This is a genomic window from Mesorhizobium salmacidum (SeqCode) (assembly GCF_037179605.1).
Lineage (GTDB): Bacteria > Pseudomonadota > Alphaproteobacteria > Rhizobiales > Rhizobiaceae > Mesorhizobium > Mesorhizobium salmacidum.
This window is the reverse complement of sequence record NZ_JAPYKS010000001.1, coordinates 311174-337339: the sequence shown is the minus strand read 5'-3', so window position 1 is coordinate 337339 and position 26166 is coordinate 311174. Positions and strand designations below refer to the sequence as shown.

The window sequence follows — 26166 nt, the reverse complement described above, 5'->3', positions numbered from 1 at the left end:
AAATCCTGCGGAAGGAGCCAAAAAAATGTCCGAAATCGCCCACCTCGCCGCCACCATCTTCAAGCGCGCCGGCAAGGCGAAGCGCTTCATCGTCGCCATTGCCGGACCGCCGGGCGCCGGCAAGTCGACACTATCGGCAAGCCTGCATGACCTTTTGCCGGAAGGCGCGGTGGAAGTCGTGCCCATGGACGGCTTCCACTATGACGACATCGTGCTCAACGCGCGCGGCCTGCGCGCGCGAAAGGGCGCGCCCGAGACGTTCGACTTCGACGGCTTCGAGGCGCTTTTGAAGCGCATCCGCGCCGGCGAGGCCGAGATCGCCATTCCCGTCTTCGACCGCGGCATGGAATTGTCGCGCGCCGCCGCGGCGATCGTCGGTGCCGAGACCAAGTTCATCCTGGTCGAAGGCAATTACCTGCTGCTCGACGAGGAGCCGTGGTCGCGCCTGGCACCGCTGTTCGATTTCTCGATCTTCGTCGACGTGCCGCGCAATGAGCTCGAACGCCGCCTGATGGAACGCTGGCACGAGCATGGCCATTCCGAGGCGGATGCGCGCGCCTGGATCGCTTCCAACGACATGCCTAACATCGAACGTGTGCTGGCACGGCGCCGCGCGGCCGACCTGGTCATTGGTTAACCCGGGTTAATCTCGATTAACCTGTTTAATTTTCAGTATTTTTCGGCGGGAACCTTAAGACTTACAAGACTCCCGATCAGGCAATCATGCCAGAAGAGGGATTCGGTCCGATGGCAACCAAGGCAAAAAAGCCCAGGGGCAAGTCAGCCCAACCGAAGGCGCCGCAATCCACGGCCGGGGCCGGCCCGGCGGTCGCCCAGCGCTCCAAGGATACAAAGGCCTTCGGCAAGGCGCCGCCGAAAAAAGTCGTGCCAGGTAGCGCGTCGAAAGCGGCCGCCAAGTCCGCCCACCCCAAGAAGCCGGCCGCCAGCGGCGGCTCGAAGGTTCGCGCCGCAGCCGATGTCGCAGCCGGAGCGGTGGTGGCCACGGCGCGGGGTGTGGCGTCTCTTGCCGCCTCCGTGGTCGGCAGGGGCGGACCCAAGGCGAAAGCCAAGTAGGGACGCGCTTCCCCAAGGGCCGGAGGTTCAGCTCCGCGCCGGAATGGTCAGGCCCTTCTGTACCGCTGGCCGCGCCAGGCCGCGCTCGAGCCACGCTGCCAGATTGGCGAAATCATCGAACCCGACCAGATCGCGCGCCTCGTAAAAGCCGATCAGGTTGCGCACCCAGCCGAGCAGCGAGATGTCGGCGATGGTGTAGTCATTGCCCATGATCCACTTGCGGCCCTTCAGCCTGACGTCGAGAACGCCGAGCAGGCGGCGCGATTCGTCGCGGTAACGCTCCAGCGGCCGCTTGTCGGAGATTTCTCGGCCGGCGAATTTGTGGAAGAAACCGACCTGGCCGAACATCGGCCCGATGGCCGCCATCTGGAAGAAGACCCATTGGATCGTCTCGTAGCGCCGCGCTGCATCCACTGGGATGAGCAGGCCGGTCTTTTCAGCGAGGTAGAGCAGGATCGCACCGGATTCGAATAGGCCGATCGGCTTGCCGTCCGGGCCATTGGGATCGATGATCGCCGGAATCTTGCCATTGGGATTGAGCGACAGGAATTCAGGCGTCCAGCTCTCGTTCTTGCCGATGTTGATCAGATGCGGCTCATAGGGCAGGCCGAGTTCCTCCAGCGCGATCGATATCTTCACTCCGTTCGGCGTCGTTGCCGAATAGAGCTGGATCTGGTCCGGATGCTTGGCCGGCCAACGGGTTGCGATCGGAAAGGCGGACAAGTCGGCCATCGAGAACTCCTGAGGGGGATTTGCGCGAAGCGGCGCGGTGTCGGCGGGGTCGGCCAAGAATTAGGGCTGCGGCGCGCCGGATCAATATGCGGCGACGCTTCACCATGCACGGACAGTCAATCGATCCGAACCGCCCTGGGCAGGTAGTTACCGCCCGGGCAGGTAGTGACCGCCCTGGGCAGGTAGTGAACCGCCCCGGGGCACGTAGTAACGGCCCGGATTAGATGGCCTTGAAGGCCAGCACCGCATTGGTGCCGCCGAAGGCAAAGCCGTTGCTGATGGCGGCGCGCACCTTGCGCTCGCGCGCGACATTCGGCGTCACGTCGAGATCGCAGTCGGGATCGGCCTCGCGGTAATTCGCCGTCGGCGGCACGACGCCTTCGCGGATCGCCATGACGCAGGCGATCATCTCCAGCCCGCCCGAGGCGCCGAGGCAATGCGCGTGCATCGACTTGGTCGAGGACACGGAGAGCGCCCGCGCATGATCGCCGAAGACGCGCTTGATCGCGAGGGTTTCGATCTGGTCGTTGGCCTTGGTGCCGGTGCCGTGCGCGTTGAGGTAATCGACATCCTCGGGATTGAGTCCGGCATCGGCCAGGCAGAAACGCATCGCGGCTTCCGGGCCCTCGACGGTCGGCGCGACGATATCGGAGGCATCGGCCGAAAGGCCCGCGCCGGCGATCTCGGCCAAAATGGTGGCGCCGCGCGCCATCGCGTGTTCGTAGCTTTCCAGAACCGCCATGCCGGCGCCTTCGCCCAGCACCAGCCCCTGGCGGTCGGCCGAGAACGGCCTGCACGTGTCGGGCGAAAGCACGCGCAGCGCCTCCCAGCCCTTCAGCACGCCCCACACCAGCGGCGCATCGGTGCCGCCGGCCACCATGACGTCGGCGCGGCCGAGCCTGATCTGGTCGACCGCCGAGGCGATGGCATGATTGGCCGACGAGCAGGCCGAAGTGACGCCGAACACCGGTCCGCGCAAACCCAGATGCATGCTGACCTGGCCGGCGGCTGCGCCCGGCATGACCCTGGGAACGGTGAAGATGCCGGCGCGATTCTTGCCCTCGATCAGGATGGCGCGATAGTTCTCCTCGACTGTCTCGAACCCGCAGACGCCAACACCGACGATGGTGCCCATCCGATAAGTATTGTCCGCATGCGGGATCAATCCGGACTGCCGCATGGCTTCTTTCGCCGCGATCACCGCCAAGAGGCTGAAGCGATCCATCGACACCAGTTGCTTGCGCTCGATGCCGTGATCCGGCAGCGCTTTGATCTCGCAGCCGGTCTTGACCTTCAGGTCGTGCAGGAAGGGATTGTCGATCGGGCCGATCGCTGACCGGCCGGCCCGCATCTCGGCCCAGATTGCCTGCGCATTGGTGCCCAATCCGCACAACCCGCCGATGCCGGTAATGACGACGCGCTTCAGCATTCGGTCAGGCTTTTTTCGCGATCAGCGCGCGAACGGCCTCGACCATGTCGCCGACATTCTTCAGATTGCTCCAGGCATCGACCGTGTTCATCTCGATCTCGATGCCATATTGCTCCTCGAGGTCGAAGATGATCTCGGTCAGCTCCAGCGAATGGATGCCGAGCGCCGTCAATTCGGTCGTGGTGGTGATTTCCTCGCCGCCCGGCTCGGCATGGGCCTTGATCTTCTCGATGATGTCCGTTGCCAGCTGGTCAGCCATTCGGTTTCTTCCCCACTTGTCGTTTCCGACGCTGAACAGCGCCTTCTTGTCCTCGATATCAGGTCGCGATCTTCGCCTTCTACCCCCGCCAAGCGTTGCCTGACCGTACCAAGGTGGTTCCCTCTATAGAAACGGAAACGTCATCAAGCAACAAGCTATATGTCGACAAAAGCGCCACAGTGCTTAACCTGATGGCGTGGATACGATCAAAAATACGAAGTTCTCAGGTCAACCGGCCCAGCGCGCGGCGGGCAAGGCGCAGCTTGGTTGCGCCAGCATCGGCGGACGCACGCGGCTGCGGCGCCTCTATCAGGACGGCTCCGCCAAGATAAGGCTGCCGGCCGTTCCAGCCGGCCCGCTGGAGGCCGTCCTGATCAACACCGCCGGCGGGCTGACCGGCGGCGACCGTCTCGGTTGGGATGTCGATATCGGCGTGGATGCCAGCGCCGCGATAACGACCCAGGCCTGCGAAAAAGTCTATCGCGCCGCGTCGGACCATGCCGAAGTGCGGGTCAAGCTGACCGTGGGTGCGAACGGCAGCATCGCCTGGCTGCCGCAGGAAACCATCGTCTTCGACCGCGCCGCCTTCGCCCGCACATTGGATGTCGAACTCGCGGCTGGAGCCGAGGCGCTGGTGCTGGAAGCCACTGTCTTCGGCCGCCTGGCCATGGGCGAACGTGCCGCACAGGGCACTTTTCGCGACCGCTGGCGTGTTCGCAGGGAAGGAACCCTCATCCATGCCGAGGATTTCCGCATCGGACCTGCCATCGCCGACACCCTGGCCCGTCCGGCGATATCGGGTGGCGCGATCGCCGTGGCTACGCTGCTGCTGGTGTCGCCGCGCGCGGAAGCCTTGCTCGACCCGGTCCGGGAGATCATTGGCGACCGGGGTGGCGCCAGTGTCTGGACCGTGAAGACATCTGGCAAGCTTCTTGCGAGGCTTTACGCCGGGGACGGCTACCACCTGCGCCAGCGGCTGGTCCCGCTCGTCGAATTGCTCAACGGAAGGGCGGGGTTGCCCAAATTATGGTCACTGTGACTGTGTCCGCATCATTTCAGGAAGACGCATGAACCTGACGCCAAGGGAAAAGGACAAGCTGCTGATCGCCATGGCGGCGATCGTGGCGCGCAAGCGGCTCGAGCGCGGCGTCAAGCTCAACCATCCGGAGGCCATCGCGCTGATCACCGATTTCGTCGTCGAAGGCGCCCGCGATGGCCGCCCGGTGGCCGAGCTGATGGAGGCCGGCGCCCATGTCGTCAGCCGCGCGCAGGTGATGGAAGGCATTGCCGAGATGATCCATGACGTGCAGGTGGAAGCGACATTCCCCGACGGCACCAAGCTGGTGACCGTGCACGAACCGATCCGGTGAGGAGAGAGAAATGCTGGAGCTGCGCCCGAACTGCGAATGCTGCGACAAGGATTTGCCGCCCGAAGCGAAGGATGCGTTGATCTGCACCTTCGAGTGCACCTTCTGCGCGGGCTGTGTCGAAAACGTGCTTGGCGGCGTCTGCCCGAACTGCGGCGGCGATTTTACCGCCCGGCCGATCCGTCCCGCCGCGATGCTGAAGAAATATCCGGCTTCGACCAAACGCGTGCTCAAGGCCGAGGGCTGCGGCTCCCGCAAGGCCGCCTGACACCGCATAACGAAAGGCAAAATAAAATGGTCCCTGTCAAACGCCTGTGCCTCTCGGTGATCCTGCTCGTCGCGGCAGCCATGCCTGCCTACGCCCATGTCGGCATCGGCACGACCTCCTCCTTCATGGCCGGCTTCACGCATCCGCTGTCGGGTCTCGACCATATGACAGTGATGCTCGCTGTTGGCCTTTGGGCAGCCCTCAAGGGCGGCAAGGCGATCTGGGTTTGGCCGGCGGCGTTCGTCGGCGTCATGCTGGCCGGCGGTGCATTTGGCATGCTGCACGTGCCGCTGCCCTTCGTTGAGCCGGGCATACTGGCCTCCGTCGTGGCGCTTGGGCTGCTGGTGGCGCTGGCGATCGATCTCCCCGTTTCGGCCGGTGTGGCCATCATCGGCCTGTTCGCTCTGTTTCACGGCCATGCCCATGGCACGGAAGTGCCGGAAAATGCCGGCGGCCTCGAATATATGGCCGGCTTTGCCGTTGCCACCGTGCTGCTTCATGCAATCGGCATCGCCGCTGGTATGAGCCTCGGCCTCAGGTTCCGCGGTGTGGCCCGTATCGCGGGTGCCGCCTGCGCGGCGATCGGCGTCGGCCTCGCCTTCGGCGTCGTGTGAGATCCCATGATCCCCGGCGAAATCATTCCCGCCCAAGGCGACATCGAACTCAACAAGGGTCTGCCGACCGTCATCCTGAAAGTCGCCAATAGCGGCGACCGGCCGGTCCAGGTCGGCAGCCACTACCATTTCTACGAAACCAATGAGGCGCTGAAATTCGACCGCGAGCGCGCGCGCGGCATGCGTCTCGACATCGCCGCCGGCACCGCCACGCGCTTCGAACCGGGGCAGGAACGCGACGTCACGCTGGTGCCGCTCGGCGGCAAGCGCGAGGTCTATGGATTCCAGCAGAAGGTGATGGGCAAGCTGTGAGGGTGTCTCATGTGTGGTGCGCAAGGCCGGCGAATGGCTTCGGGGCAAGCCTGCACACAGGCGATGCCTTCGGCTCAGCCCGACGGCTTGGCGGCCGCATAGATCACGATCTTTCCGGGATCATCGAACTCCACGGCGAGCACATCATCGGCAAGCACGCGCCGCGACTCGATGGCATTGTAGAGCAGGGCGTTGGCCTCGATCTCCTTGCGCAGTTCCGCGACATCGTCCTGATGCTGCCTAACCTTGTTCTCGATGGCCGGCGGCGGGCCGCCCTCGCTGCGCGCCGCGTCGGTCAGGAACACGATATCGACCTTGTCGAGCTTGGACGTCTTACGCACCGTGCTGATGTTTTCGCGCGTGCGGTCGATCGCCGAATTGACCTTTCCGATCTCAGCGGTCGTCTTGGCCTCTTCCTGGTTGACCTGCGAGCCGACAATCCGGTCGACAGTCTCCGGGCTTTGAAGGCCCTGCGCGTTCAGCGCTGCCTGGGGAACGCTCGCCGCGACAAACGCAGCCGCGGCAACGGCGTGCAGCCAACGGGCATCGGGCAAGGTGGTGTCGGTCATCGTCCACTTTCGCGGTTTGTTTCGACGCTCAGGAAACGAAACGACTCCGGCCCTGCCACGGTTCCCGTCATGATTCGGCGGGCGGACCGGATACCGGCCCGCCACGCCGGGTCCTTAACTCGCTTTCTTGGTGATCAGGGTCAGCGCGCCATTCGGCTCCATGCTGGCCGCGACCACCTGAGCCGAGGTCATTCCCTTGGCCTGGAGCGCGGATTTCACCTTGGGGGTGGCGTCGATCGAACTGCGCAGTTTCTGCAGGCCGGCGTCACCACGCTGCGCGATCACCTGGTTGACCTGCGTCTGCGTGTCCTTCGGCAACTCGCTGATGTCGATGACGTTGACGCTCTGGATTGCTGGCGCGGCCTGCTGACCGCCAGGGGCGGCTGGAGCCGGCGTGGTCGGAGCGGGCTGTTGCGCGGGCTGCTGCTGGGCACTGGCGGCACCCGCCAGCATCAGGCTGGCGGCGGTTGCAAGAACTATCGTTTTGCGCATGGATTTTCCTTCCATCGATTTGGCAAACGGTCGCTTTGGGGTGGCGTCCCAACCTCAACCGCCAAATGGGATCAGAAGGTGTCGCCCAGCGGGTCATTGCGTGACCATTGGAAGGCGACAATGTGCAGACGGGCTTCGACTATACCGCATTTCGGGAGCAATCGCTGATGGCCAGACTAACCCGTGCCGCCTACGCCCAGATGTACGGCCCGACCGTTGGCGACAGAGTGCGGCTTGCCGATACCGAGCTGATCATCGAGGTCGAGAAGGACTTCACCATTCATGGCGAGGAGGTGAAATTCGGCGGCGGCAAGGTCATTCGCGACGGCATGGGCCAGAGCCAGGTTTCCCGTGCCCAGGGCGCGGTCGACACCGTCATCACCAACGCGCTGGTGATCGATGCAAGTGCCGGCATCTTCAAGGCCGATATCGGCCTCAGGGATGGCCGAATCACCGCAATAGGCAAGGCCGGCAATCCTGATACGCAGGATGGCGTCACTATCGTCATCGGTCCCGGCACCGAAATCATCGCCGGCGAGGGCAAGATACTCACCGCCGGCGGCTTCGACGCGCATATCCACTTCATCTGCCCACAGCAGATCGAGGAAGCGCTGATGTCGGGCATCACCACCATGCTCGGCGGCGGCACCGGCCCGGCGCATGGCACGCTGGCGACCACCTGCACGCCGGGGCCATGGCACATGGCGCGCATGATCCAGTCCTTCGACGCTTTCCCGATGAATATCGGCCTGTCGGGTAAAGGCAACGCCTCGCTGCCCGCCGCACTCGAGGAAATGGTGCTGGGCGGCGCTTGCTCGCTCAAACTGCACGAGGACTGGGGCACGACGCCGGCCGCGATCGACTGCTGCCTGTCGGTCGCCGACGACTACGACGTGCAGGTGATGATCCACACCGACACGCTCAACGAGAGCGGCTTTGTCGAGAACACGGTGGCGGCGATCAAGGGCCGCACCATCCATGCCTTCCACACCGAAGGTGCGGGTGGTGGCCATGCGCCTGACATCATCAAGGTCTGCGGCCTTCCCAACGTCATTCCGTCCTCGACCAACCCGACGCGGCCCTACACCGTCAACACGCTGGCCGAGCATCTCGACATGCTGATGGTCTGCCATCATCTGTCGCCGTCGATCCCCGAGGACATCGCCTTTGCTGAAAGCCGCATCCGCAAGGAAACCATCGCGGCGGAGGACATCCTGCACGACATCGGCGCCTTCTCGATCATCTCGTCCGACAGCCAGGCCATGGGCCGCGTCGGCGAGGTGGCGATCCGCACCTGGCAGACCGCCGACAAGATGAAACGCCAGCGCGGGTCGTTGCCGCAGGAGACCGGCGACAACGACAATTTCCGCGTCCGCCGCTATATCGCCAAATACACGATCAATCCGGCCATCGCCCACGGCCTCTCGAAGGAGATCGGCTCGATCGCGGTCGGCAAACGCGCCGACCTGGTGCTGTGGAACCCGGCCTTCTTCGGCGTCAAGCCGGACATGGTGCTGATCGGCGGCATGATCGCCGCCGCCCCGATGGGCGACCCCAACGCCTCGATCCCGACGCCGCAGCCGATGCACTACCGGTCGATGTTCGGCGCCTATGGCAAAGCCCGGACCAATTCGTCGGTGACCTTCGTTTCGAAGGCCGCGCTCGAATCAGGTTTGCACGGCAGGCTTGGCGTCGACAAGCAGTTCGTCGCCGTCGAGAACACGCGCGGCGGCATCGGCAAGCACTCGATGGTGCTCAACGACGCCACGCCCCATATCGAGGTCGATCCGGAAACCTACGAAGTTCGCGCCGACGGCGAGTTGCTGACCTGCGAGCCGGCGACCGTGCTGCCGATGGCGCAGCGCTATTTTCTGTTTTGAGCCTCACCGGTGCCCGCGCCAACAAGCCGTTTAAACGCGGCGCGCTTTAGGGCATTATGCGCATATGAATAGGATTGACCGTCTCAGGGCCATGACACCCTATGAAACAGACTACGCCCAGTGGTGCGCCGAGCAGGGTGCGTTGCTGCGCGAGGGTCGTCTCTCCGATCTCGACCGCGAGAACCTTGCCGAGGAGATAGAAAGCTTGGGGAGAAGTGACCGGAGAGAAATTCGCAGCCGGATGCGGGTGCTGATTGCACACCTCCTGAAATGGGAATTCCAACCTGGCCACAGATGCCACAGCTGGCAATCGTCGATTTCCGAGCAGCGTGTCTGGGTCGAAGGTATCCTCAAGGATAGTCCGAGTCTTCGTCGCTATCCCGCTCAAATCTTCGATCAGTCCTACAAAGACGCGTTGCCCATTGCCATTCAGGAAACCGGCCTGCGGAAATCGCAATTTCCCAGTGAGCCACCGTTCAATGCCAAGCAGGCGCTCGATGGGAGATTTTGGCCTGGCGGCCCCCTTTCGATGGATGATTTCCTGCGAGACTAGCAGCCTCTTTTTCCCCACCAGCGTTTCTTCCAAGATCCATGGCCACCGAAATAGCCTCCGCCCACGACATCTTCCCGCATATCCGCATCGTCATGGGCATGGTGATCGGGCTGGGCGTCGCCCGCCTGCTGTCGGGGGTAGCGCGCATCGTCCAGCATCCTGGCCAATATCGGCTCTATCCCGTGCATCTGGCCTGGGTCGCCTCGGTGCTGTTGATGCTGGTGCATTTCTGGTGGTGGGAGTTCGACCTCTACGCCATCGAAACGTGGACCTTTGGCAAATACCTTTTCATCATTTTCTACGCCATCACGCTGTTCCTGCTGTGCGCGCTGCTGTTTCCGGATTCGATGATGGACTACACCAGCTACGAGGATTTCTTCTATTCGCGCCGCGCCTGGTTCTTTGGACTGCTGGCGGGGAGCTACCTGCTCGACGTCATCGACACCCTGTTGAAAGGTCCGGAGCATTTCGCCCGCTTCGGCAACGAATATCTGTTCCGCACGCCGGTCTTCGTCGCGCTCTGCATCGCCGCGATCCTGGTGCGCGACCGCCGCTTCCACATCGCCTTCGTCGCGGCCGCGCTCATCTACCAGATATCGTTCATCCTGCGGCTCTTCGACACGATCGTATGACACCTCCCGATGATCTAGTGTTCCGGGGAAAGGCAGGTTCAACGATGTACAAGGCCGTCGGATCGCGCGGATCCCGGGTCAGCCGCGTCCTCTGGATGCTCGAGGAACTCGGGGAGCCCTATGAATTCATCGAGGTCAAGCTCCGCTCGCCGGAAGCCTATGCGCTCAACCCGTCGGGCAAGGTTCCGATCCTCATCGATGGCGAGCTGACGGTGACGGATTCGGCGGCGATCTGCGTCTATCTGGCGGAGAAGCACGCCGACAAGGGGATGGGCGCCAATCCCGGTCTCGCCGGCCGTGCCGAAATCGATTCCTGGATGCACTTCGCCCAGTCGGAGTTCGAAGCGCCGCTGTGGAACAAATTGCGCCACCGCTTCCTCCTACCCAGGGAAGTTCGGGTCGATGTCGGTCCTGCCGCGGCCTATGACTTCGCCACCGAGGTCAAGGCGCTGGACCGCCGGCTCGGCGACAGGCTGTTCGCGCTGGGCGACCGGTTCTCGGCTGTCGACGTGCTGCTCGGCGACATGGGCGGCTGGGCGCGTGCCGGCCGGTTCCCGATCGACTCCGACCGCGTCAACGCCTATTTCGACCGCGTGTTGTCGCGGCCTGCCCGTGCGCGGGCGCAAGCTAACGGAGGCTCCATGAAATGAAGCTCAACCTCAACACCGACTTCACCAAATTTCCGCGCGCCGTCTCGGTGCTGCCTGCGGGCAGTGTTGGAGTCACCGCGCCATCCGGCCGTGCGGTTCTCTCCCATGACGAGCGGCATCTGCGCCGCCGCGCCATCGAACTTGCCGACGGCAGCAAGGTGCTGGTCGACTTGCGCGAGCCTGTTGCCCTCAACGATGGCGACCGGCTCGTGCTGGAGGATGGCGGCCATATCGAGATCGTCGCGGCGCCCGAAGCGGTTTATGACATCCGCGCCCGCGATGCCGTGCATCTGACCGAACTCGCCTGGCATATTGGCAACCGCCATCTCGCCGCCGGCATCGAGGCGAACCGTATCCTCATCCTTCGCGACCACGTCATCAAGGCGATGCTGGAGGGGCTCGGCGCCACGGTGCGCGACGTCTCGGAACCGTTCAAGCCGGTCCGCGGCGCCTACTCCGGTGGGCATGGCCACGCCCACGCCGAGGCGCACAGCCATGGCCGCGGCGAATCCCATTCGCACAGCCACGCGCATTCGCATCACGATCATCATCATGACTGACCAGCCCTCCGGCATCGCCCTGCTGCGGCTGATGGCATGGCTGTCGCCGGCTTTTCCGGTCGGCGGCTTTGCCTATAGCCATGGCCTTGAGCGGGCGGTGCATGATGGGTTGGTGACCGATGCCGCTGGCCTTGCCGGCTGGCTGGAGACGCTGATCGAGATGGGTTCGGGCTGGAACGATGCCGTGCTGTTCGCCGAGAGCTGGCGCCGCGCCCGCGAAGGCGGCGATCTGGCCGAAGTCGCAGCACTGGCCGAGGCGTTGGCCGGCTCGCGCGAGCGCCACACCGAGACCATGCTACAAGGTGCGGCCTTTCTTAAGGCCGCCGCCGCCTGGCCCAATCCAGTGCTGGAGCGCTTGCCGGCCGAATGCGCCTATTGCGTCGCTGTCGGCACTGTCGCCGGCGGCAACGGCATTGCGCTGCAGGACGCGCTGTCCGCCTTCCTGCAAGCCTTCTTCTCCAATCTCGTCCAGGCCGCGATCCGGCTTGGCGTCATCGGCCAGAACGAGGCCACGACGCTGCTGGCAAGGTTCGAGTCGCTGGCGCTCTCGACCGCTGCCCGCGCGTCCCGCTCGATACCGGACGATCTCGGCGGCTGCGCCTTCATCTCCGACATCGTGGCGATGAAGCACGAAACCCAGTACTCACGACTGTTCCGCTCATGATCCTCCTCGCCTTCGTCCTCTCATTCGTCCTGCTGCTGATCACGGCCCTGCACGTCTATTGGGGCATAGGCGGCATCTGGCCGGGCAGGGATGCGGCGTCCTGCGCCCACGCCGTCGTCGGTTTTCGCGGCGTCGACGAAATGCCGACGCCATTCGCCAGTTTCGCCGTTGCCGCTTGCCTTGGCCTGGCAACGCTGTGGCCGCTGGCGCTCATCGGTTTCTTTGCCTCGCCGTTTCCAAGGGAGGGGCTTGCCGCCACGTCGATGCTGATCGGTCTGGTGTTCCTGGGGCGCGGTATCGCCGGTTTCACGCCCTGGTGGCGCCGGCTGGCACCCGAACAGCCTTTTGCGCGGCTCGATACCAATCTCTATTCGCCGCTGTGCCTGCTGATCGGGCTCGGCTTCGCGGTTCTTGCCATTATGGAGTTTCCGACATGACACAAGCGAACGGTCCTCTTCGTATCGGCATCGGCGGCCCTGTCGGTTCCGGCAAGACGACGCTCACCGAAAAACTCTGCAAGGCACTGCGCGACGAGTTTTCCATCGCCGTCGTCACCAACGACATCTACACCCGGGAAGACGCCATGATGTTGGCCCGGCTGCAGGCGCTGCCGGAGGACCGCATCGTCGGCGTCGAGACCGGCGGCTGCCCGCACACCGCCATCCGCGAGGACGCCTCGATCAATTTGCAGGCTATCGCCGAGCTGAACCGCAAATTTCCCGATCTCGACATCATCTTCATCGAATCCGGCGGCGACAACCTGGCCGCCACCTTCTCGCCGGACCTTGCCGACCTGACGCTCTATGTCATCTCGGTCTGCCAGGGCGAAGAGATCCCGAGAAAGGGCGGCCCGGCGATCACGCGTTCCGATTTCCTCATCATCAACAAGAGCGACCTGGCGCCCTATGTGAACGTCAATCTCGATGTCATGGAGAGCGACGCCGGCCGCATGCGCGGCAAGCGGCCGTTCGGCTTCACCGATCTTTCGCGCGGCAAGGGCCTGCAGGAGGTGATCGATTTCATCGTCGAGCACGGCGGACTGCGGACTGTTGGCGCCGCAAGCACGGCGGCATAGCTGGCGGTCTGCACCAAGCGAAAGCGGTTGCGGGCACCAGCGGAGCGCGGCATTCTTGCCGAAACCGGAGGATTTCTAGGATGAGCATTGCCCGCCTGCAGAAGGAAACGCTGACCAATCTGCCCTTCTACGAAGAGCGCGTCGATCTCGCATGCGCCTTCCGTTGGACGGCGCGGCTCAACATGCACGAAGCGGTGGCCAACCATTTCTCGCTGGCCGTCAACAACGACGGCACCAGGTTCCTGATGAACCCGAACCAGGTGCATTTCTCGCGCGTCAAGGCGAGTGACCTGATCGAAATCGACGCCAACGACCCCGACACGCTTTCAGGGCCGAATGCACCCGACCCGACGGCATGGGGGCTGCACGGAGCCGTCCATCGCAACGTGCCGCACGCGCGCTGCGTCATGCATGTCCATTCGATCCACGCCACCGTGCTGGCCTCGCTTGCCGACTCGACGATGCCGCCGATCGACCAGAATTCGGCGATGTTCTTCAACCGTCACGTCGTCGACGCGCATTATGGCGGGCTGGCCTTCGAGGAAGAGGGCGAACGCTGCTCGCAGCTTCTCGCCGACCCCAAGGTCAAGGTGATGGTGATGGGCAACCATGGCGTGCTGGTCATCGGCGACACCGTCGCCGATGCTTTCAACCGCATGTTCTATTTCGAGCGCGCCGCCGAGACCTACATCAAGGCGCTGTGGACCGGCCGGCCGCTGCGCACGCTCTCCGACGCGATCGCCGAGAAGGCGGCGAGCGAGATGGACGACTATCCAGGCCAGGCCGAACGCCATCTCGCCGAGTTGAAGGCGATCCTCGACGAACAGGAGCCGGCGTACCGGAACTGAGGGCTACAGTCCGAGCTGAGCCCGCAATTCCGCGGCGCTGTTGATAACGACCGCGCCGGGCGGTCCTTCCATCGGCTTTTCAGGCCAGAAGATGGTCTTCATTCCCGCCGCCAGGCCCGCCATGGCGCCCGGCCAGCTGTCGTCGACCGCGACGGCGTGCGCAGGATCGACCTCCGCCAGATAGGCGGCGCGCAGGAAAGGCTCGGCGTGCGGCTTGCCTTCGCGCACGTCGTTGCGGCTGATCGTCTTCATGCCGGGGTAAGTCAGCCCCACCATGTGCAGGTTGGCGTCGACGATCATCCGGTCCGAATTGGAGACCACCGCCTGCTGCACACCGAGCGCGCGCAGTTCGTTGAAGACCTCGATCGCGCCTGGGCGCGGCTTCAGCCCCTCGACCAGCGGCAGGTAATGCTCATATTTGTGAACGATCCATTCGTCGAAGGGCAGTTGCAGCGCGAACTCGTCGCGCATCATTTCGTAGACCGGCCAGGCGGCGACGCCGAGCACGCGCTCATGCAGATCGTCAGGCGGCGTGAGGCCGACATTGCGCATCGCTGCAATGAGGGCTGCCTCGTGCAGCGGTTCGCTGTCGACCAGCGTGCCGTCCATGTCCCAGAAAACCGCCTTCGGTGTCATGCAGCGCTCCTTTTTGCGATCCCTTAAAGGGTTTGCGACGGGAGATAAACTTTTAGCGGCCGCAGAACATGCCTTCCGATGAAAACGGAACCCGCCGGGCTTTCTCCAGCCGGATGATAGTGAAGAAAACTCCGCTGTATCGATGTAAGCATTTGCTCTTGAGATTGACAATTGCGCAGGCGGTCATTCCCTGCGAAACTGATATGACCGCCTGATGATCGGCGGTTTCGGGAGGCAGGACGTGAATACCCGGCAGGATGGCGGCACCAACAGGCTGGACGACGCGGCGCGCGCCGGCTGGCTATACTATGTTGCCGGCAACACACAGGACCAGATCGCCGCCACGCTCGGCATATCGAGGCAGACGGCGCAGCGGCTGGTGTCGCTGGCGGTGTCGGAAGGCCTGATCAAGGTCCGCGTCGATCATCCGATCGCCAACTGCCTGGACCTTGCCGCGCGGCTGAAATCGCGCTTCGCGCTCGACCTTGTCGAGGTGGTGCCGAGTGACCCCAGTTCATCCTCCACGACCATCGGCATCGCCGAAGCGGCGGCCGCCGAGATCGAGCGGCGGCTTCGGTCGCCGACACCGATCGTCATGGGCATCGGCACCGGACGCACGCTGAAGGCGGCGATCGAACAATTGCCGCCGATGGAATGCCCGCAGCACAAGGTGGTGTCCTTGACCGGCAACATCTCGCCGGATGGTTCGGCCGCCTTCTACAACGTCATCTTCACCATGGCCGACAGGGTCAAGGCGCGGTCCTTCCCGATGCCGCTGCCGGTCATCGCGTCCTCGCCGCAGGAGCGCGAGATGCTGCTCAACCAACCGATGATCCAGCCGACGCTGGCACTAGCCGCCGAGGCCGATGTCACCTTCATCGGCATTGGCGACCTTGGGCCGAAGGCGCCGCTCTACGAGGATGGCTTCATTTCCGAAAGCGAACTGAAAGCCCTGCAGAAGGCCGGCGGCGTCGCCGAAATCGTCGGCTGGGTGTTCGATCGCGAGGGCCGCATGATCGAGGGCATCACCAATGACCGGGTGTCGTCGGCGGCGCTGCCGTCGCGTGAGAAGTCGCTGGTCATTGCGCTTGCCATGGGCGAGCGCAAGCTGCCGGGTATCATGGCGGCCGTGAATCGCCGACTGGTCAATGGCCTCATCACCGACGAGCGGACGGCGGCCGCCCTGCTGGCCGGCATCTGACTCCTGCGATAAAGCCAACAAGGCTATTGGTGCCGGCCGAAAGGGTCGTTGCCGTCGAGAAAACCGAGGTCGCGCAGCAGATGCGGCGACAGGTCCCTGATATCAAGATGTGCCTTTTTTCTGGTCGCGAACCAGCCGAACCCGTCCACAAGCCACGAAATCCAGCGATGATCGGGAGCGGGAGTGCATTTTTGCTGCGCCATGGTCATGATCGTCAACCTTCGTTATCCTGAACCCGAATGACGGGTTAAGCATCAATGTCGGCCTTGCCGGCCGCCTTTGCCAATCGAACGTCGATAACGACCCATAAGGACGCCTTATGCCTGACCTCGGCGCGCCACAGCTTTCGCAACTCCCGCCGCTGCAGGCGATCCGGGTGTTCGAGGCGGTGGCGCGGCATCTTTCCTTCACCAAGGCCGCTGGTGAACTCGCCATGACGCAAGCGGCGGTCAGCTATCAAATCAAGGTGCTGGAAGAGCGCGTCGGCGCGCCGCTGTTCCTGCGCCGGCCGCGACAGATCGAACTCACGGAAGCCGGCCAACGCCTGGCGCCGGCCGTCAGCGAGGCCTTTGCCATTCTTAGCCAGGCCTATGCTGCGGCGCGCGGCGGCGCGGACGGGCTGCTATGTGTCACCACGGTGCTGACCTTTGCCTCCAACTGGCTGGCGCACCACCTCGGCGCGTTCCAGATCGCGCACCCGTCGCTTGCCGTGCGGCTCGAGACGTCGAGCCGGCTGACGGATTTCGCCCGCGAGGATGTCGACCTTGCCATCCGTTCGGGCGGTGGCAAATGGCCGGGGCTGGAAGCCCACAAGCTGCTCGATGCCGATTTCACGCCGATGCTGAGCCCGAAGCTCGCGGCGAGCATCGGCGGCATCAACGAACCGGCCGATCTGCTCAAGCTGCCGATCCTCGATCCCAGCGATATCTGGTGGACACAATGGTTCGAGGCCGCCGGCGTGCACAGCCATGACCTTGCCAAGCGTCCCGGCAGCAGCATGGGCGCGCAGGCCTATGAAGCCAACGCGGCCATATCGGGCCATGGGGTGGCGATCCTGACCAGGGCGCTGTTCAAGGCCGAACTCGCCGACGGCCGGCTCATCCAGCCGTTCGACCTGGTTGGCGACGACGGGCACGCCTACTGGCTGGTCTACCCCGAGGCGCGCCGCAACGTGCCCAAGATCCGCGCCTTCCGTGACTGGCTGCTGGCCGAGATCGCCTGCTGACCGCAGACCGGACAAGAAAACCACATCTCGTTCGAGAGGCTTTTGGCCCGTCGCCCGCACTCCAGGCGGCGACAATTCGAGCCCTGTCGCCAACCCTCCGTCGCCATTCGCCGGGTCGCGTGCTGCGCTGCAGCATCGAATCCGGCTTGACATAATTCACACCAAATGAATAATTGCTCACAGCCAAGGCAAATGCTCATCTTGGTTTATGGGAGGAATTTGATGAAACTTCGCACGCTCACCCTGGGCTTGTTGTCCGCCAGCGCGCTTGCGTTCGCCGCACACGCCGAATCCATCACCATCGCCACTGTCAACAATGGCGATATGGTCCGCATGCAGAAGCTGACCGACGACTTCACCAAGGCCAACCCCGACATTCAGCTCAACTGGGTCACGCTCGAAGAGAACGTGCTGCGCGAGCGCGTCACCACCGACATTGCCACCAAGGGCGGCCAGTATGACGTGATGACCATCGGCACCTACGAGGTTCCGATCTGGGCCAAGCAGAGCTGGCTCTTGCCGCTCGACAAGCTCGGCGACGACTACGACGCCAAGGATATCATCCCGGCCATCGCCGGCGGCCTCTCGGTCGACGGCAAGCTCTATGCCGCGCCCTTCTACGGCGAAAGCTCCTTCGTCATGTACCGCAAGGACCTGATGGAGAAGGCCGGCCTCAAGATGCCCGACGCGCCGACCTGGGACTTCATCAAGCAGGCCGCCGACAAGATGACCGATCGCGCCAGTGGCGTGAACGGCGTCTGCCTGCGCGGCAAGGCCGGCTGGGGCGAGAACATGGCCTTCCTGACCGCCATGTCGAACTCATTCGGCGCCCGCTGGTTCGACGAGAACTGGAAGCCGCAGTTCGATCAGCCCGAGTGGAAGAAGACGCTGCAGTTCTATGTCGACCTGATGAAGGCCGACGGTCCCGAGGGCGCCTCGTCCAATGGCTTCAACGAGAACCTGGCGCTCTTCCAGCAGGGCAAGTGCGGCATGTGGATCGACGCCACCGTGGCGGCGTCCTTCGTCTCAGACCCGAAGAACTCGACCGTCGCCGACAAGGTCGGCTACGCCCTGGCGCCCGATAACGGCCTCGGCAAGCGCGGCAACTGGCTGTGGGCGTGGTCGCTCGCGATCCCGGCCGGCACGCAGAAGGCCGACGCCGCCGAGAAGTTCGTCTCCTGGGCGACCAGCAAGCACTATGCCGAGCTCGTCGCGTCGAAGGAAGGCTGGGCCAACGTACCTCCGGGCACGCGCTCCTCGCTCTATGCCAATCCCGAGTACCAGAAGGCGGCTCCGTTCGCCAAGATGACGCTGGACTCCATCAACGCCGCCGACCCGACGCATCCGACCGTCAAGCCGGTGCCCTATGTCGGCGTGCAGTTCGTCGCCATCCCCGAGTTCCAGGGCCTCGGCACCACCGTCGGCCAGCTCTTCTCGGCGGCTCTTGCCGGTCAGTCGAGCGTCGACGATGCACTGAAGCAGGCCCAGGACGCCGCGACCGCGGCGATGACCGAGGGCGGTTATATCAAGTAAGGCTCCTCCCGGTGCCGAAAGCCGGCCGACGATCATGACCGGCAACGGCCGCCCGAAACCCAGTTCGGGCGGCCGCCTTCAACGCCTCTGATAATTCAGTTTGATCCTTGAAGGGTGACCGTCATGGCTACTCAGCAGACCCGTTCGCTTGCCCGATTTATGATGGCGCCATCCGTGGTGCTGCTGCTGGTCTGGATGGTTGTTCCGCTCGCTCTCACGCTGTGGTTCTCCTTCCAGCAGTACAATCCGCTTAATCCGATGCGCGATGGCTTCGTCGGCCTCTCGAACTACGCGCTGTTCTATTCCAACCCGGCTTTCCTGCAGTCGATCCTCAACACGCTTGTCCTGGTGGTCAGCGTGCTGCTGATCACGGTGATCGGCGGCATACTGCTGGCGCTGCTCATCGATCAGCCGATGTGGGGCCAGGGGATCGTGCGCATTCTCGTCATTTCGCCGTTCTTCGTCATGCCGCCGGTGGCAGCGCTGGTGTGGAAGAACATGATCATGCACCCGCAATATGGCGTCTTCGCCGACATAGCCCGCTTCTTCGGGGCGCAACCGATCGACTGGTTCGGGCAGCATCCGATGACGGCGATCATCATCATCGTCGCCTGGCAGTGGCTGCCTTTCGCGACATTGATCCTCCTGACCTCGCTGCAGTCGCTCGACGGCGAGCAGAAGGAGGCCGCCGAGATGGATGGCGCCGGCTTCATCAGCCGCTTCATCTATCTGACGCTGCCGCACATGTCGCGGGCGATTACCGTGGTCATCCTGATCCAGACGATCTTCCTGCTCTCCGTCTATGCCGAGATCCTGGTCACCACCAATGGCGGCCCGGGCTATGCCTCCACCAACCTGCCGTTCCTTGTCTACCAGAAGGCGTTGCTGGAGTTCAAAATCGGCCAGGCATCCGCGGGCGGTGTGATCGCCGTCATTCTCGCCAACATCGTCGCCTTCTTCGCCATGCGCGCCGTCGGCAAGAACCTGGACAAGTAAGGGAGGTCAAGATGGCACGCGCAGTCACTACCCAGCACAAGACAATCGCGACCGTCGCCGCCTGGATCGTCGCCCTGCTGATCTTCTTCCCGATCCTCTATACGATCATCACCTCGTTCAAGTCGGAACAGGAGGCGATCCAGGGCTTCAACCTGATCCCATCGGGGACCTTCGAAAGCTATGCCGAAGTCCAGGCGCAGAGCGGCTATTTCAAGTTCTTCCTGAACTCGGTGCTGCTCTCCGTCGGCTCGACCATCCTGGCGCTGCTGGTCGCCATTCCGGCGGCTTGGTCGATGGCGTTTTCGCCGACCAAACGGACCAAGGACATCCTGATGTGGATGCTGTCCACCAAGATGATGCCGGCGGTCGCCGTGCTGTTTCCGATCTACCTGATCTTCCGCAATCTCGGCCTGCTGGACTCGCGCATCGGCCTGATGGTCATGCTGATGCTGATCAACCTGCCGATCGTGGTGTGGATGCTCTACACCTACTTCCGCGAGATCCCCGGCGAGATCCTGGAAGCGGCCCGCATGGACGGGGCATCGCTGTGGAACGAGATCATCTACGTGCTGACGCCGATGGCGGTGCCGGGCATCGCCTCGACCATGCTGCTCAACATCATCCTGGCCTGGAACGAGGCATTCTGGACCATCCGGCTGACCACCACGGACGCGGCTCCGCTGACCGCCTTCATCAGCTCCTTCTCCAGCCCGCAAGGCCTGTTCTGGGCCAAGCTTTCGGCGGCCTCGACACTGGCCATCGCGCCGATCCTGATCATGGGCTGGTTCAGCCAGAAGCAGCTGGTGCGCGGCCTGACCTTTGGTGCGGTGAAGTAACGGAAATTGCCTGAAGCAATCGGCGAAAAATAGCTCTCGGGGAGGAAACCATGGGAAACATCACGCTCAAGAACGTCTCCAAATCGTTTGGATCGACGTCCATCATCCCCGGTCTCGACCTGGTGATCGAGAATGGCGAGTTCGTCGTCTTCGTCGGCCCGTCGGGCTGCGGCAAGTCGACATTGCTGCGGCTGATCGCCGGCCTCGAGGACACCAGCGGTGGCACCATCAACATCGATGGCCGTGACGTCACCGGCGAGGCGCCGGCCAAGCGCAAGCTCGCCATGGTGTTCCAGTCCTATGCGCTTTATCCGCACATGACGGTCGCCAAGAACATCGCCTTTCCGCTGAAGATGGCGGGCGAGGACCAGGCGACCATCGACAGGAAGGTGAAGGACGCGGCGCGCGTGCTGAACCTCACCAACTATCTCGAACGCCGTCCCGGCCAGCTCTCCGGCGGCCAGCGCCAGCGTGTCGCCATCGGCCGCGCCATCGTGCGCCAGCCCTCGGCCTTCCTGTTCGACGAACCGCTGTCCAATCTCGACGCGGCACTGCGCGGCACCATGCGGCTCGAGATCAGCGAGCTGCACCACCAGCTCAAGACGACAATGATCTACGTCACCCACGACCAGGTCGAGGCCATGACCATGGCCGACAAGATTGTCGTCTTGAACGCCGGCAACATCGAGCAGGTCGGCTCGCCGATGGAGCTCTACAAGACGCCGCGCAACCTGTTCGTCGCCGGCTTCATCGGCTCGCCGAAGATGAACCTGATCGAGGGTGCGCCGGCAGACAAATACCGCGCCAAGACGATCGGCATCCGGCCCGAACATATGCAGATCTCGACCACGGCGGGCGACTGGAAGGCGACCGTCGGCGTTGCCGAGCATCTGGGCTCCGACACGTTCTTGCATGTCCAGGCCGATGGCGTCGGACCGCTGACGGTGCGCGCCGACGGCGAACTGGCCGTGCATCATGGCGACACGATCTACCTTACACCCGACAAAGCCAAGCTGCATCGCTTCGGCGCTGACGGCAAGGCGATGGCCCAGTGAGGGTGGGGTAGTGAGGCTGAAAGGCAAATCGGCGCTGATCACCGGGTCGGCACGCGGCATCGGCAAAGCCTTCGCCGAAGCCTATGTGCGCGAAGGCGCCACGGTGGCGATCGCCGATATCAACCTGGAGGCGGCGCGCAAGACCGCGGCTGAAATCGGCGACCATGCCTATGCGCTAAAACTCGACGTCACCGACCAGGCATCCATCGATGCCGCGGTCAAAGCGGTGGAGGACAAGACCGGCGGCCTCGACATCCTGATCAACAACGCCGCTCTGTTCGACCTGGCGCCGATCGTGGAGATCTCTCGGGCGAGCTACGAAAAGCTTTTCTCCGTCAATGTCGCCGGCACGCTGTTCATGCTGCAGGCAGCCGCCCGCTCGATGATCGCGCGGGGGAAGGGCGGCAGGATCATCAACATGGCGAGCCAGGCCGGGCGTCGCGGCGAGCCGCTGGTCGCGGTCTACTGCGCCACCAAGGCCGCGGTCATCTCGCTGACGCAGTCGGCCGGGCTCGACCTGATCAAGCACCGCATCAATGTCAACGGCATCGCGCCCGGCGTCGTCGACAGCGACATGTGGGACGAGGTCGATGCCCTGTTCGCCAAATACGAGAACCGGCCGAAAGGCGAAAAGAAACGGCTGGTCGGCGAGGGCGTGCCGTATGGCCGCATGGGCAAGCCGGAAGACCTCGCAGGCATGGCCGTGTTTCTCGCCAGTGACGAGGCCGAATACATCGTCGCCCAGACCTACAATGTCGATGGCGGCCAATGGATGAGTTGAAAAGGACGAGTTGAGGGGGAAGGCGCTTCTCTCATTTCCTCCGGAGAGACGCCACGGGGGCGGATGAGGGGCAGCATACTGGAAAACCAGGTGCGGCCCCTCATCCTCGCCCTCCCGAAGGAGGCGAAACAGTCGGGCTGCAAATCGGCCAAAGGGTAAAGCAGATGACCGTGAAACTCTCTTCCTCGAGCCTCGCCGCGCTTCCGTCCAAGGTCGCAGGTCCGAACTATGACCGGTCGGCGTTGAAAGCCGGCATCGTGCATTTCGGCGTCGGCAATTTTCACCGCTCGCATCAGGCCGTCTATCTCGACGACCTGTTCGGTCAAGGCGTCGGTCATGATTGGGCGCTGGTCGGCGCTGGCGTGTTCGACGGCGAGAAGATCGGCCGCGGCAAGCTCGAAGAGCAGGACTGGCTGACCACTGTTGTCGAGCAGGACGAAGGCCACATGAGTGCCCGCGTCACCGGCGCGATGATCGATTTCCTGATGCCGGGCGACGCCGCCGGCATCATCGACCGGCTTGCCGACCCGGCAATCAAAATCGTATCGCTGACCATCACCGAAGGCGGCTATTTCATCGATCCGGCTTCCGGCGTGTTCAATCCGACCCATCCCGATATCGTCGCTGACGCACAGCCGGGCGCCACACCGAAAACCGTATTCGGCATCATCCTGGCCGGGCTGGCGCGACGCCGCCAGGATGGCATCGTGCCGTTCACCGTCATGTCCTGCGACAACATTCCCCACAACGGTCATGTCACGTCGGATGGGGTGATCGGTCTCGCCCGCCTGATCGACGAGGATTTGGCGAGCTGGGTCAGCGAACACGTCGCCTTCCCGAACGCCATGGTCGACCGCATCACACCGGCGACCAGCGACCGTGAGCGCAAGATCCTTGCCGATGATTTCGGCCTCGAGGACAATTGGCCGGTGTTCTGCGAGCCGTTCCGGCAATGGGTGCTGGAAGACCATTTCACCGATGGCCGCCCGCCGCTGGAAAAGGTCGGCGTGCAGTTCGTCAGGGACGTCGCCCCTTACGAGCTGATGAAGATCCGCATCCTCAATGGCGGCCACGCCACCATCGCCTATCCGGCCGGGTTGATGGACATCCACTTCGTCCATGAGGCGATGCAGGAGCCGCTGGTGCGCGGTTTCCTCGACAAGCTCGAGCATGACGAGATCATCCCGACAGTGCCGCCGGTGCCGGACACGGTGCTGGAAGATTATTACCAGCTCATCGAGAAGCGCTTCTCCAATCCCAAGATCGGCGACACGGTGCGCCGCCTCTGCCTCGACGGCTCCAACCGCCAGCCGAAATTCATCATCCCTACCATCGCCGACCGGCTGAAGGCCGGCAAAGGCGTTGCCGGTCTGGCGCTGGAATCGGCGCTGTGGTGCCGCTACTGCTTCGGCACGACAGACAGCGGGGCGGTCATCGAGCCCAACGACCCGAGCTGGGACCGGCTGCAGGCAACGGCAAAGGCGGCAAAGGACGCGCCCGCCGCCTGGCTTGCCATGGACGATATCTATGGCGATGTCGGCCGCGCCACGGCCTTCGTCGAGGCCTTCGTCCACGTGCTCAACGTGCTCTGGGCCAATGGCACGCGCGCCACGCTGATGCGCTACCTCGCCGGCAAGCTCTGAGAGCCAGCCGGCATCATGACGCCTGAACTGGTCATCTTCGACTGCGACGGCGTGCTGGTCGACAGCGAGGCGCTCTCCGTCTCGGCGCTGCTCGGCATGATCGAACTTGCCGGCGGCAGCGTCGGCGAAGACGCCGCCTACGAGCATTTCCTCGGCAAGAGCATGAAGAGCGTGCGCGAAATCCTTGGCCGCGACTTCGGCCTGGAGATCACCGATCAGCATCTCACCGCCATGCGCGTCGACCTCATGCGAAAGTTCCGTGAGGAGCTGAAGCCGATCGCCGGCGTCAAGGCGATGCTGCCGAAGCTCGGCCTGCCGTACTGCGTCGCTTCTTCCGGCACGCTGGAACGTATTCGTTACGCGCTCGACGTCACCGGCCTGCTCACGCTGATGGAGCCGCATCTGTTCAGCGCTGCCATGGTTGCCAGGGGCAAGCCGGCACCGGACCTTTTCCTCCACGCGGCCGCCGCCATGCGGGCGCAACCGCGAAATTGCCTGGTCATCGAGGACAGCCCGGCCGGCGTCGCGGCCGCGCTCGCGGCGGATATGCGCGTCTTCGCCTTCACCGGTGGCGCACACGCCAGCAATCCGGGATTGAAAGCGCGGCTTGCGTCGACCGAACCGGACTTTATATTCGCTGACATGCTGCAATTGCCCGATTTGATTGCAGGCCTGGGAGCGAGAGTTAGAGCATCTTGACGAAACAGTTTGTCTGCGCGGTCGATGTCGGCACCGGGAGCGCTCGCGCGGGCATTCTCGACGCCAGTGGTACCTTGCTTGGCCGCGCCGAGCGGCCGATCGCCATGAACCAGCCAAAGCCAGATCATGCCGAGCATGATTCACGCGATATCTGGGCCGCCGTCTGCACCGCCGTGCGTGCCGCGCGGGAAAAGGCCGGCGTCGCCGCCGAGCATATTGCCGGTATCTCCTTCGATGCCACCTGTTCGCTGGTCGTGCGTGACAGGCAGGGCGGCCAGCTCAGTGTGTCGACCAGCGGCGACAGGCGCTGGGACACCATTGTCTGGCTCGACCACCGTGCCATCGCCGAAGCCGACGAATGCACCGCGAGCGGCCACGAGGTGCTGAACTACATCGGCGGCGTTATGTCGCCCGAGATGGCGACGCCGAAGCTGATGTGGTTGAAGCGCAATCTGCCGAAGACGTGGAACGAAGCCGGCTATTTATTCGACCTGACCGATTTCCTGACCTGGCAGGCGACGGGCTCGCTGGCCCGCTCGCAATGCACGCTGACGGCGAAGTGGACTTATCTGGCGCACCAGGACACCGCGTGGCAGCGCGATTTCTTCGAACTCGTCGGCCTCGACGATCTTTTTGAGCACGGCAATCTGCCGGAGCGGGCCAGTCCGGTCGGCGCCGATATCGGTCCGTTGACGGCGCAGGCAGCGGCAGAACTCGGGCTGACCGAAAACTGCCGCGTCGGCGCGGGCGTCATCGATGCCTATGCCGGGGCGCTTGGCGTGCTCGGTGGCTTTGCCGGCGACGACCAGAATATCGGTCGCCATCTGGCGCTGATCGCCGGCACCTCATCCTGCGTCATGGCAATGTCGCCCGACCCGCAGCCTTTCGCCGGTGTCTGGGGCCCCTATTACGGCGCCGCACTGCCGAAGCTGTGGCTGTCGGAAGGCGGTCAGTCGGCGACCGGGGCGCTGCTCGACCATATCATCCGCTGGCACGGCGCCGGCGGCGAGCCGAATGCGGCCATGCATGCCAGGATCGCCGCGCGCGTCGCCGAACTGCGCGCCGCCGAGGGCGAGAGCCTTGCCGACCGGCTGCATGTGCTGCCGGATTTCCACGGCAACCGCTCGCCGCTTGCCGACCCACATGCCGTTGGCGTCGTCAGCGGGCTGACGCTGGATTCGTCCTTCGACAGCCTGTGCAAGCTTTACTGGCGCACCGCCGTCGGCATCGCGCTCGGCGTGCGCCATGTGCTGGAGGCGCTGAACGAGAACGGCTATCTGATCGACACGCTGCATGTCACCGGCGGCCATACCAAGAACCCGCTTTTGATGGAGCTCTATGCCGACGCCACCGGCTGCACGGTCGTAGAGCCGCTGGCCGACGAGGCGGTGCTGCTCGGCACCGGCATGGTGGCGGCGACCGCCGCCGGGCTTTTCCCCGATCTCAACGCCGCCTGCCTTGCCATGCAGCAGGGCGGCAAGACACGCGCCGCCAACCCGGCGGCCGGCGTCCGCTTCGATCGCGACTACCGGATTTTCCTGGAAATGCACCGGCAGCGGCAGATGCTTGACGCGATCCGGTAG

General features: G+C 63.8%; 33 protein-coding genes. 26 read left to right on the top strand and 7 right to left on the bottom strand.

Annotated elements, in window-relative coordinates:
* Positions 1-25: 25 nt before the first annotated feature.
* Positions 26-637, top strand: coding sequence for a nucleoside triphosphate hydrolase (locus tag O7A60_RS01690; RefSeq protein ID WP_337104733.1), 612 nt, complete (start codon positions 26-28; stop codon positions 635-637).
* Between the two features lie 110 nt (positions 638-747).
* Complete coding sequence (locus O7A60_RS01685; protein WP_337104732.1) at positions 748-1074, top strand: hypothetical protein; 327 nt, start codon at positions 748-750, stop codon at positions 1072-1074.
* A 27-nt stretch (positions 1075-1101) separates the two neighbouring features.
* On the opposite strand, the gene O7A60_RS01680 is transcribed toward O7A60_RS01685, so the two are convergent.
* The 3 genes from O7A60_RS01680 to O7A60_RS01670 form a co-directional block, all read right to left on the bottom strand.
* Positions 1102-1806, bottom strand: a complete 705-nt coding sequence (locus O7A60_RS01680; protein ID WP_337104731.1) for a glutathione S-transferase family protein — start codon at positions 1804-1806, stop codon at positions 1102-1104.
* Positions 1807-2026: 220 nt separating this feature from the next.
* Positions 2027-3235: a beta-ketoacyl-[acyl-carrier-protein] synthase family protein gene (locus tag O7A60_RS01675; protein WP_140715392.1), complete on the bottom strand. Its 1209-nt coding sequence runs from the start codon at positions 3233-3235 to the stop codon at positions 2027-2029.
* 4 nt (positions 3236-3239) lie between these two features.
* Positions 3240-3494, bottom strand: a complete 255-nt coding sequence (locus tag O7A60_RS01670; protein WP_027145432.1) for an acyl carrier protein — start codon at positions 3492-3494, stop codon at positions 3240-3242.
* A 196-nt stretch (positions 3495-3690) separates the two neighbouring features.
* On the opposite strand from O7A60_RS01670, the gene O7A60_RS01665 reads away from it, so the two are divergent.
* Genes O7A60_RS01665 through O7A60_RS01645 form a run of 5 tightly spaced genes read left to right on the top strand, consistent with a single transcriptional unit; the run spans position 3691 to position 6055 of the window.
* Positions 3691-4533, top strand: coding sequence for an urease accessory protein UreD (locus O7A60_RS01665; RefSeq protein ID WP_337104729.1), 843 nt, complete (start codon positions 3691-3693; stop codon positions 4531-4533).
* Positions 4534-4561: 28 nt separating this feature from the next.
* A complete protein-coding gene (locus tag O7A60_RS01660) occupies positions 4562-4864 on the top strand; it encodes an urease subunit gamma (protein ID WP_015314510.1) in 303 nt (100 codons plus the stop codon).
* 10 nt (positions 4865-4874) lie between these two features.
* Positions 4875-5129, top strand: coding sequence for a DUF1272 domain-containing protein (locus tag O7A60_RS01655; RefSeq protein ID WP_140715396.1), 255 nt, complete (start codon positions 4875-4877; stop codon positions 5127-5129).
* A 26-nt stretch (positions 5130-5155) separates the two neighbouring features.
* Positions 5156-5743, top strand: coding sequence for a HupE/UreJ family protein (locus O7A60_RS01650; protein WP_337104727.1), 588 nt, complete (start codon positions 5156-5158; stop codon positions 5741-5743).
* Between the two features lie 6 nt (positions 5744-5749).
* Entirely contained in the window at positions 5750-6055 is a 306-nt protein-coding gene (locus tag O7A60_RS01645) for an urease subunit beta (RefSeq protein ID WP_337104726.1), read from the top strand.
* Between the two features lie 74 nt (positions 6056-6129).
* On the opposite strand, the gene O7A60_RS01640 is transcribed toward O7A60_RS01645, so the two are convergent.
* Positions 6130-6624 (bottom strand): hypothetical protein, encoded by a 495-nt coding sequence (locus tag O7A60_RS01640; protein ID WP_027145427.1) that lies wholly within the window; start codon positions 6622-6624, stop codon positions 6130-6132.
* Between the two features lie 114 nt (positions 6625-6738).
* Positions 6739-7116 (bottom strand): hypothetical protein, encoded by a 378-nt coding sequence (locus O7A60_RS01635; protein ID WP_140715400.1) that lies wholly within the window; start codon positions 7114-7116, stop codon positions 6739-6741.
* Positions 7117-7283: 167 nt separating this feature from the next.
* Here O7A60_RS01635 and ureC point away from each other — a divergent pair, with 167 nt between their 5' ends.
* The 9 genes from ureC (at position 7284) to O7A60_RS01590 (ending at position 13978) form a co-directional block, all read left to right on the top strand.
* Positions 7284-8996, top strand: a complete 1713-nt coding sequence (ureC, locus tag O7A60_RS01630; RefSeq protein WP_415926793.1) for an urease subunit alpha — start codon at positions 7284-7286, stop codon at positions 8994-8996.
* Between the two features lie 91 nt (positions 8997-9087).
* A complete protein-coding gene (locus tag O7A60_RS01625) occupies positions 9088-9549 on the top strand; it encodes a DUF29 domain-containing protein (RefSeq protein ID WP_337104725.1) in 462 nt (153 codons plus the stop codon).
* Positions 9550-9587: 38 nt separating this feature from the next.
* Entirely contained in the window at positions 9588-10181 is a 594-nt protein-coding gene (locus O7A60_RS01620) for a hypothetical protein (protein WP_337104724.1), read from the top strand.
* Positions 10182-10225: 44 nt separating this feature from the next.
* On the top strand, positions 10226-10831 hold the full coding sequence (locus tag O7A60_RS01615; RefSeq protein ID WP_337104723.1) for a glutathione S-transferase family protein: 606 nt from the start codon (positions 10226-10228) through the stop codon (positions 10829-10831).
* Positions 10828-11391 (top strand): urease accessory protein UreE, encoded by a 564-nt coding sequence (locus O7A60_RS01610; protein WP_337104722.1) that lies wholly within the window; start codon positions 10828-10830, stop codon positions 11389-11391. The genes O7A60_RS01615 and O7A60_RS01610 overlap by 4 nt, the downstream gene beginning before the upstream one ends.
* The gene (locus O7A60_RS01605) at positions 11384-12055 is read left to right on the top strand and encodes an urease accessory protein UreF (protein WP_337104721.1); all 672 of its coding nucleotides are present in this window, start codon (positions 11384-11386) and stop codon (positions 12053-12055) included. The genes O7A60_RS01610 and O7A60_RS01605 overlap by 8 nt, the downstream gene beginning before the upstream one ends.
* Entirely contained in the window at positions 12052-12492 is a 441-nt protein-coding gene (locus O7A60_RS01600; protein ID WP_337104720.1) for a DUF3995 domain-containing protein, read from the top strand. The genes O7A60_RS01605 and O7A60_RS01600 overlap by 4 nt, the downstream gene beginning before the upstream one ends.
* Positions 12489-13130, top strand: coding sequence for an urease accessory protein UreG (gene ureG / locus O7A60_RS01595; protein WP_140768391.1), 642 nt, complete (start codon positions 12489-12491; stop codon positions 13128-13130). The genes O7A60_RS01600 and ureG overlap by 4 nt, the downstream gene beginning before the upstream one ends.
* A gap of 80 nt (positions 13131-13210) precedes the next feature.
* Positions 13211-13978, top strand: coding sequence for a class II aldolase and adducin N-terminal domain-containing protein (locus O7A60_RS01590; protein ID WP_337104719.1), 768 nt, complete (start codon positions 13211-13213; stop codon positions 13976-13978).
* A gap of 3 nt (positions 13979-13981) precedes the next feature.
* Here O7A60_RS01590 and O7A60_RS01585 read toward each other — a convergent pair whose 3' ends face one another.
* Complete coding sequence (locus O7A60_RS01585) at positions 13982-14614, bottom strand: HAD family hydrolase (RefSeq protein ID WP_337104718.1); 633 nt, start codon at positions 14612-14614, stop codon at positions 13982-13984.
* A gap of 241 nt (positions 14615-14855) precedes the next feature.
* Between O7A60_RS01585 and O7A60_RS01580 the strand changes: the two genes are divergently transcribed.
* Entirely contained in the window at positions 14856-15815 is a 960-nt protein-coding gene (locus O7A60_RS01580; protein WP_337104717.1) for a sugar-binding transcriptional regulator, read from the top strand.
* Between the two features lie 23 nt (positions 15816-15838).
* Here the strand turns inward: O7A60_RS01580 and O7A60_RS01575 are convergent, their stop codons facing one another.
* Complete coding sequence (locus tag O7A60_RS01575; protein ID WP_027145414.1) at positions 15839-16024, bottom strand: hypothetical protein; 186 nt, start codon at positions 16022-16024, stop codon at positions 15839-15841.
* A 110-nt stretch (positions 16025-16134) separates the two neighbouring features.
* Here O7A60_RS01575 and gcvA point away from each other — a divergent pair, with 110 nt between their 5' ends.
* The 9 genes from gcvA to O7A60_RS01530 all read left to right on the top strand — a co-directional run bounded on the left by gcvA (position 16135) and on the right by O7A60_RS01530 (position 26166).
* Positions 16135-17040 carry a transcriptional regulator GcvA gene (gcvA, locus tag O7A60_RS01570; protein ID WP_337104716.1) on the top strand — a complete coding sequence of 302 codons (906 nt, stop codon included), beginning with the start codon at positions 16135-16137 and terminating at the stop codon, positions 17038-17040.
* 222 nt (positions 17041-17262) lie between these two features.
* Positions 17263-18573: an ABC transporter substrate-binding protein gene (locus O7A60_RS01565; RefSeq protein ID WP_027145412.1), complete on the top strand. Its 1311-nt coding sequence runs from the start codon at positions 17263-17265 to the stop codon at positions 18571-18573.
* A 123-nt stretch (positions 18574-18696) separates the two neighbouring features.
* A complete protein-coding gene (locus tag O7A60_RS01560) occupies positions 18697-19569 on the top strand; it encodes a carbohydrate ABC transporter permease (RefSeq protein ID WP_027145411.1) in 873 nt (290 codons plus the stop codon).
* 11 nt (positions 19570-19580) lie between these two features.
* The gene (locus O7A60_RS01555) at positions 19581-20405 is read left to right on the top strand and encodes a carbohydrate ABC transporter permease (RefSeq protein ID WP_027145410.1); all 825 of its coding nucleotides are present in this window, start codon (positions 19581-19583) and stop codon (positions 20403-20405) included.
* Between the two features lie 50 nt (positions 20406-20455).
* Positions 20456-21460 carry an ABC transporter ATP-binding protein gene (locus O7A60_RS01550; RefSeq protein WP_027145409.1) on the top strand — a complete coding sequence of 335 codons (1005 nt, stop codon included), beginning with the start codon at positions 20456-20458 and terminating at the stop codon, positions 21458-21460.
* 10 nt (positions 21461-21470) lie between these two features.
* Positions 21471-22241 (top strand): L-iditol 2-dehydrogenase, encoded by a 771-nt coding sequence (locus tag O7A60_RS01545; RefSeq protein WP_337104714.1) that lies wholly within the window; start codon positions 21471-21473, stop codon positions 22239-22241.
* 164 nt (positions 22242-22405) lie between these two features.
* Positions 22406-23884, top strand: a complete 1479-nt coding sequence (locus tag O7A60_RS01540; protein WP_337104713.1) for a mannitol dehydrogenase family protein — start codon at positions 22406-22408, stop codon at positions 23882-23884.
* 15 nt (positions 23885-23899) lie between these two features.
* Positions 23900-24583 (top strand): HAD family hydrolase, encoded by a 684-nt coding sequence (locus tag O7A60_RS01535; protein WP_337104712.1) that lies wholly within the window; start codon positions 23900-23902, stop codon positions 24581-24583.
* A complete protein-coding gene (locus O7A60_RS01530) occupies positions 24580-26166 on the top strand; it encodes an FGGY-family carbohydrate kinase (protein WP_337104711.1) in 1587 nt (528 codons plus the stop codon). The genes O7A60_RS01535 and O7A60_RS01530 overlap by 4 nt, the downstream gene beginning before the upstream one ends.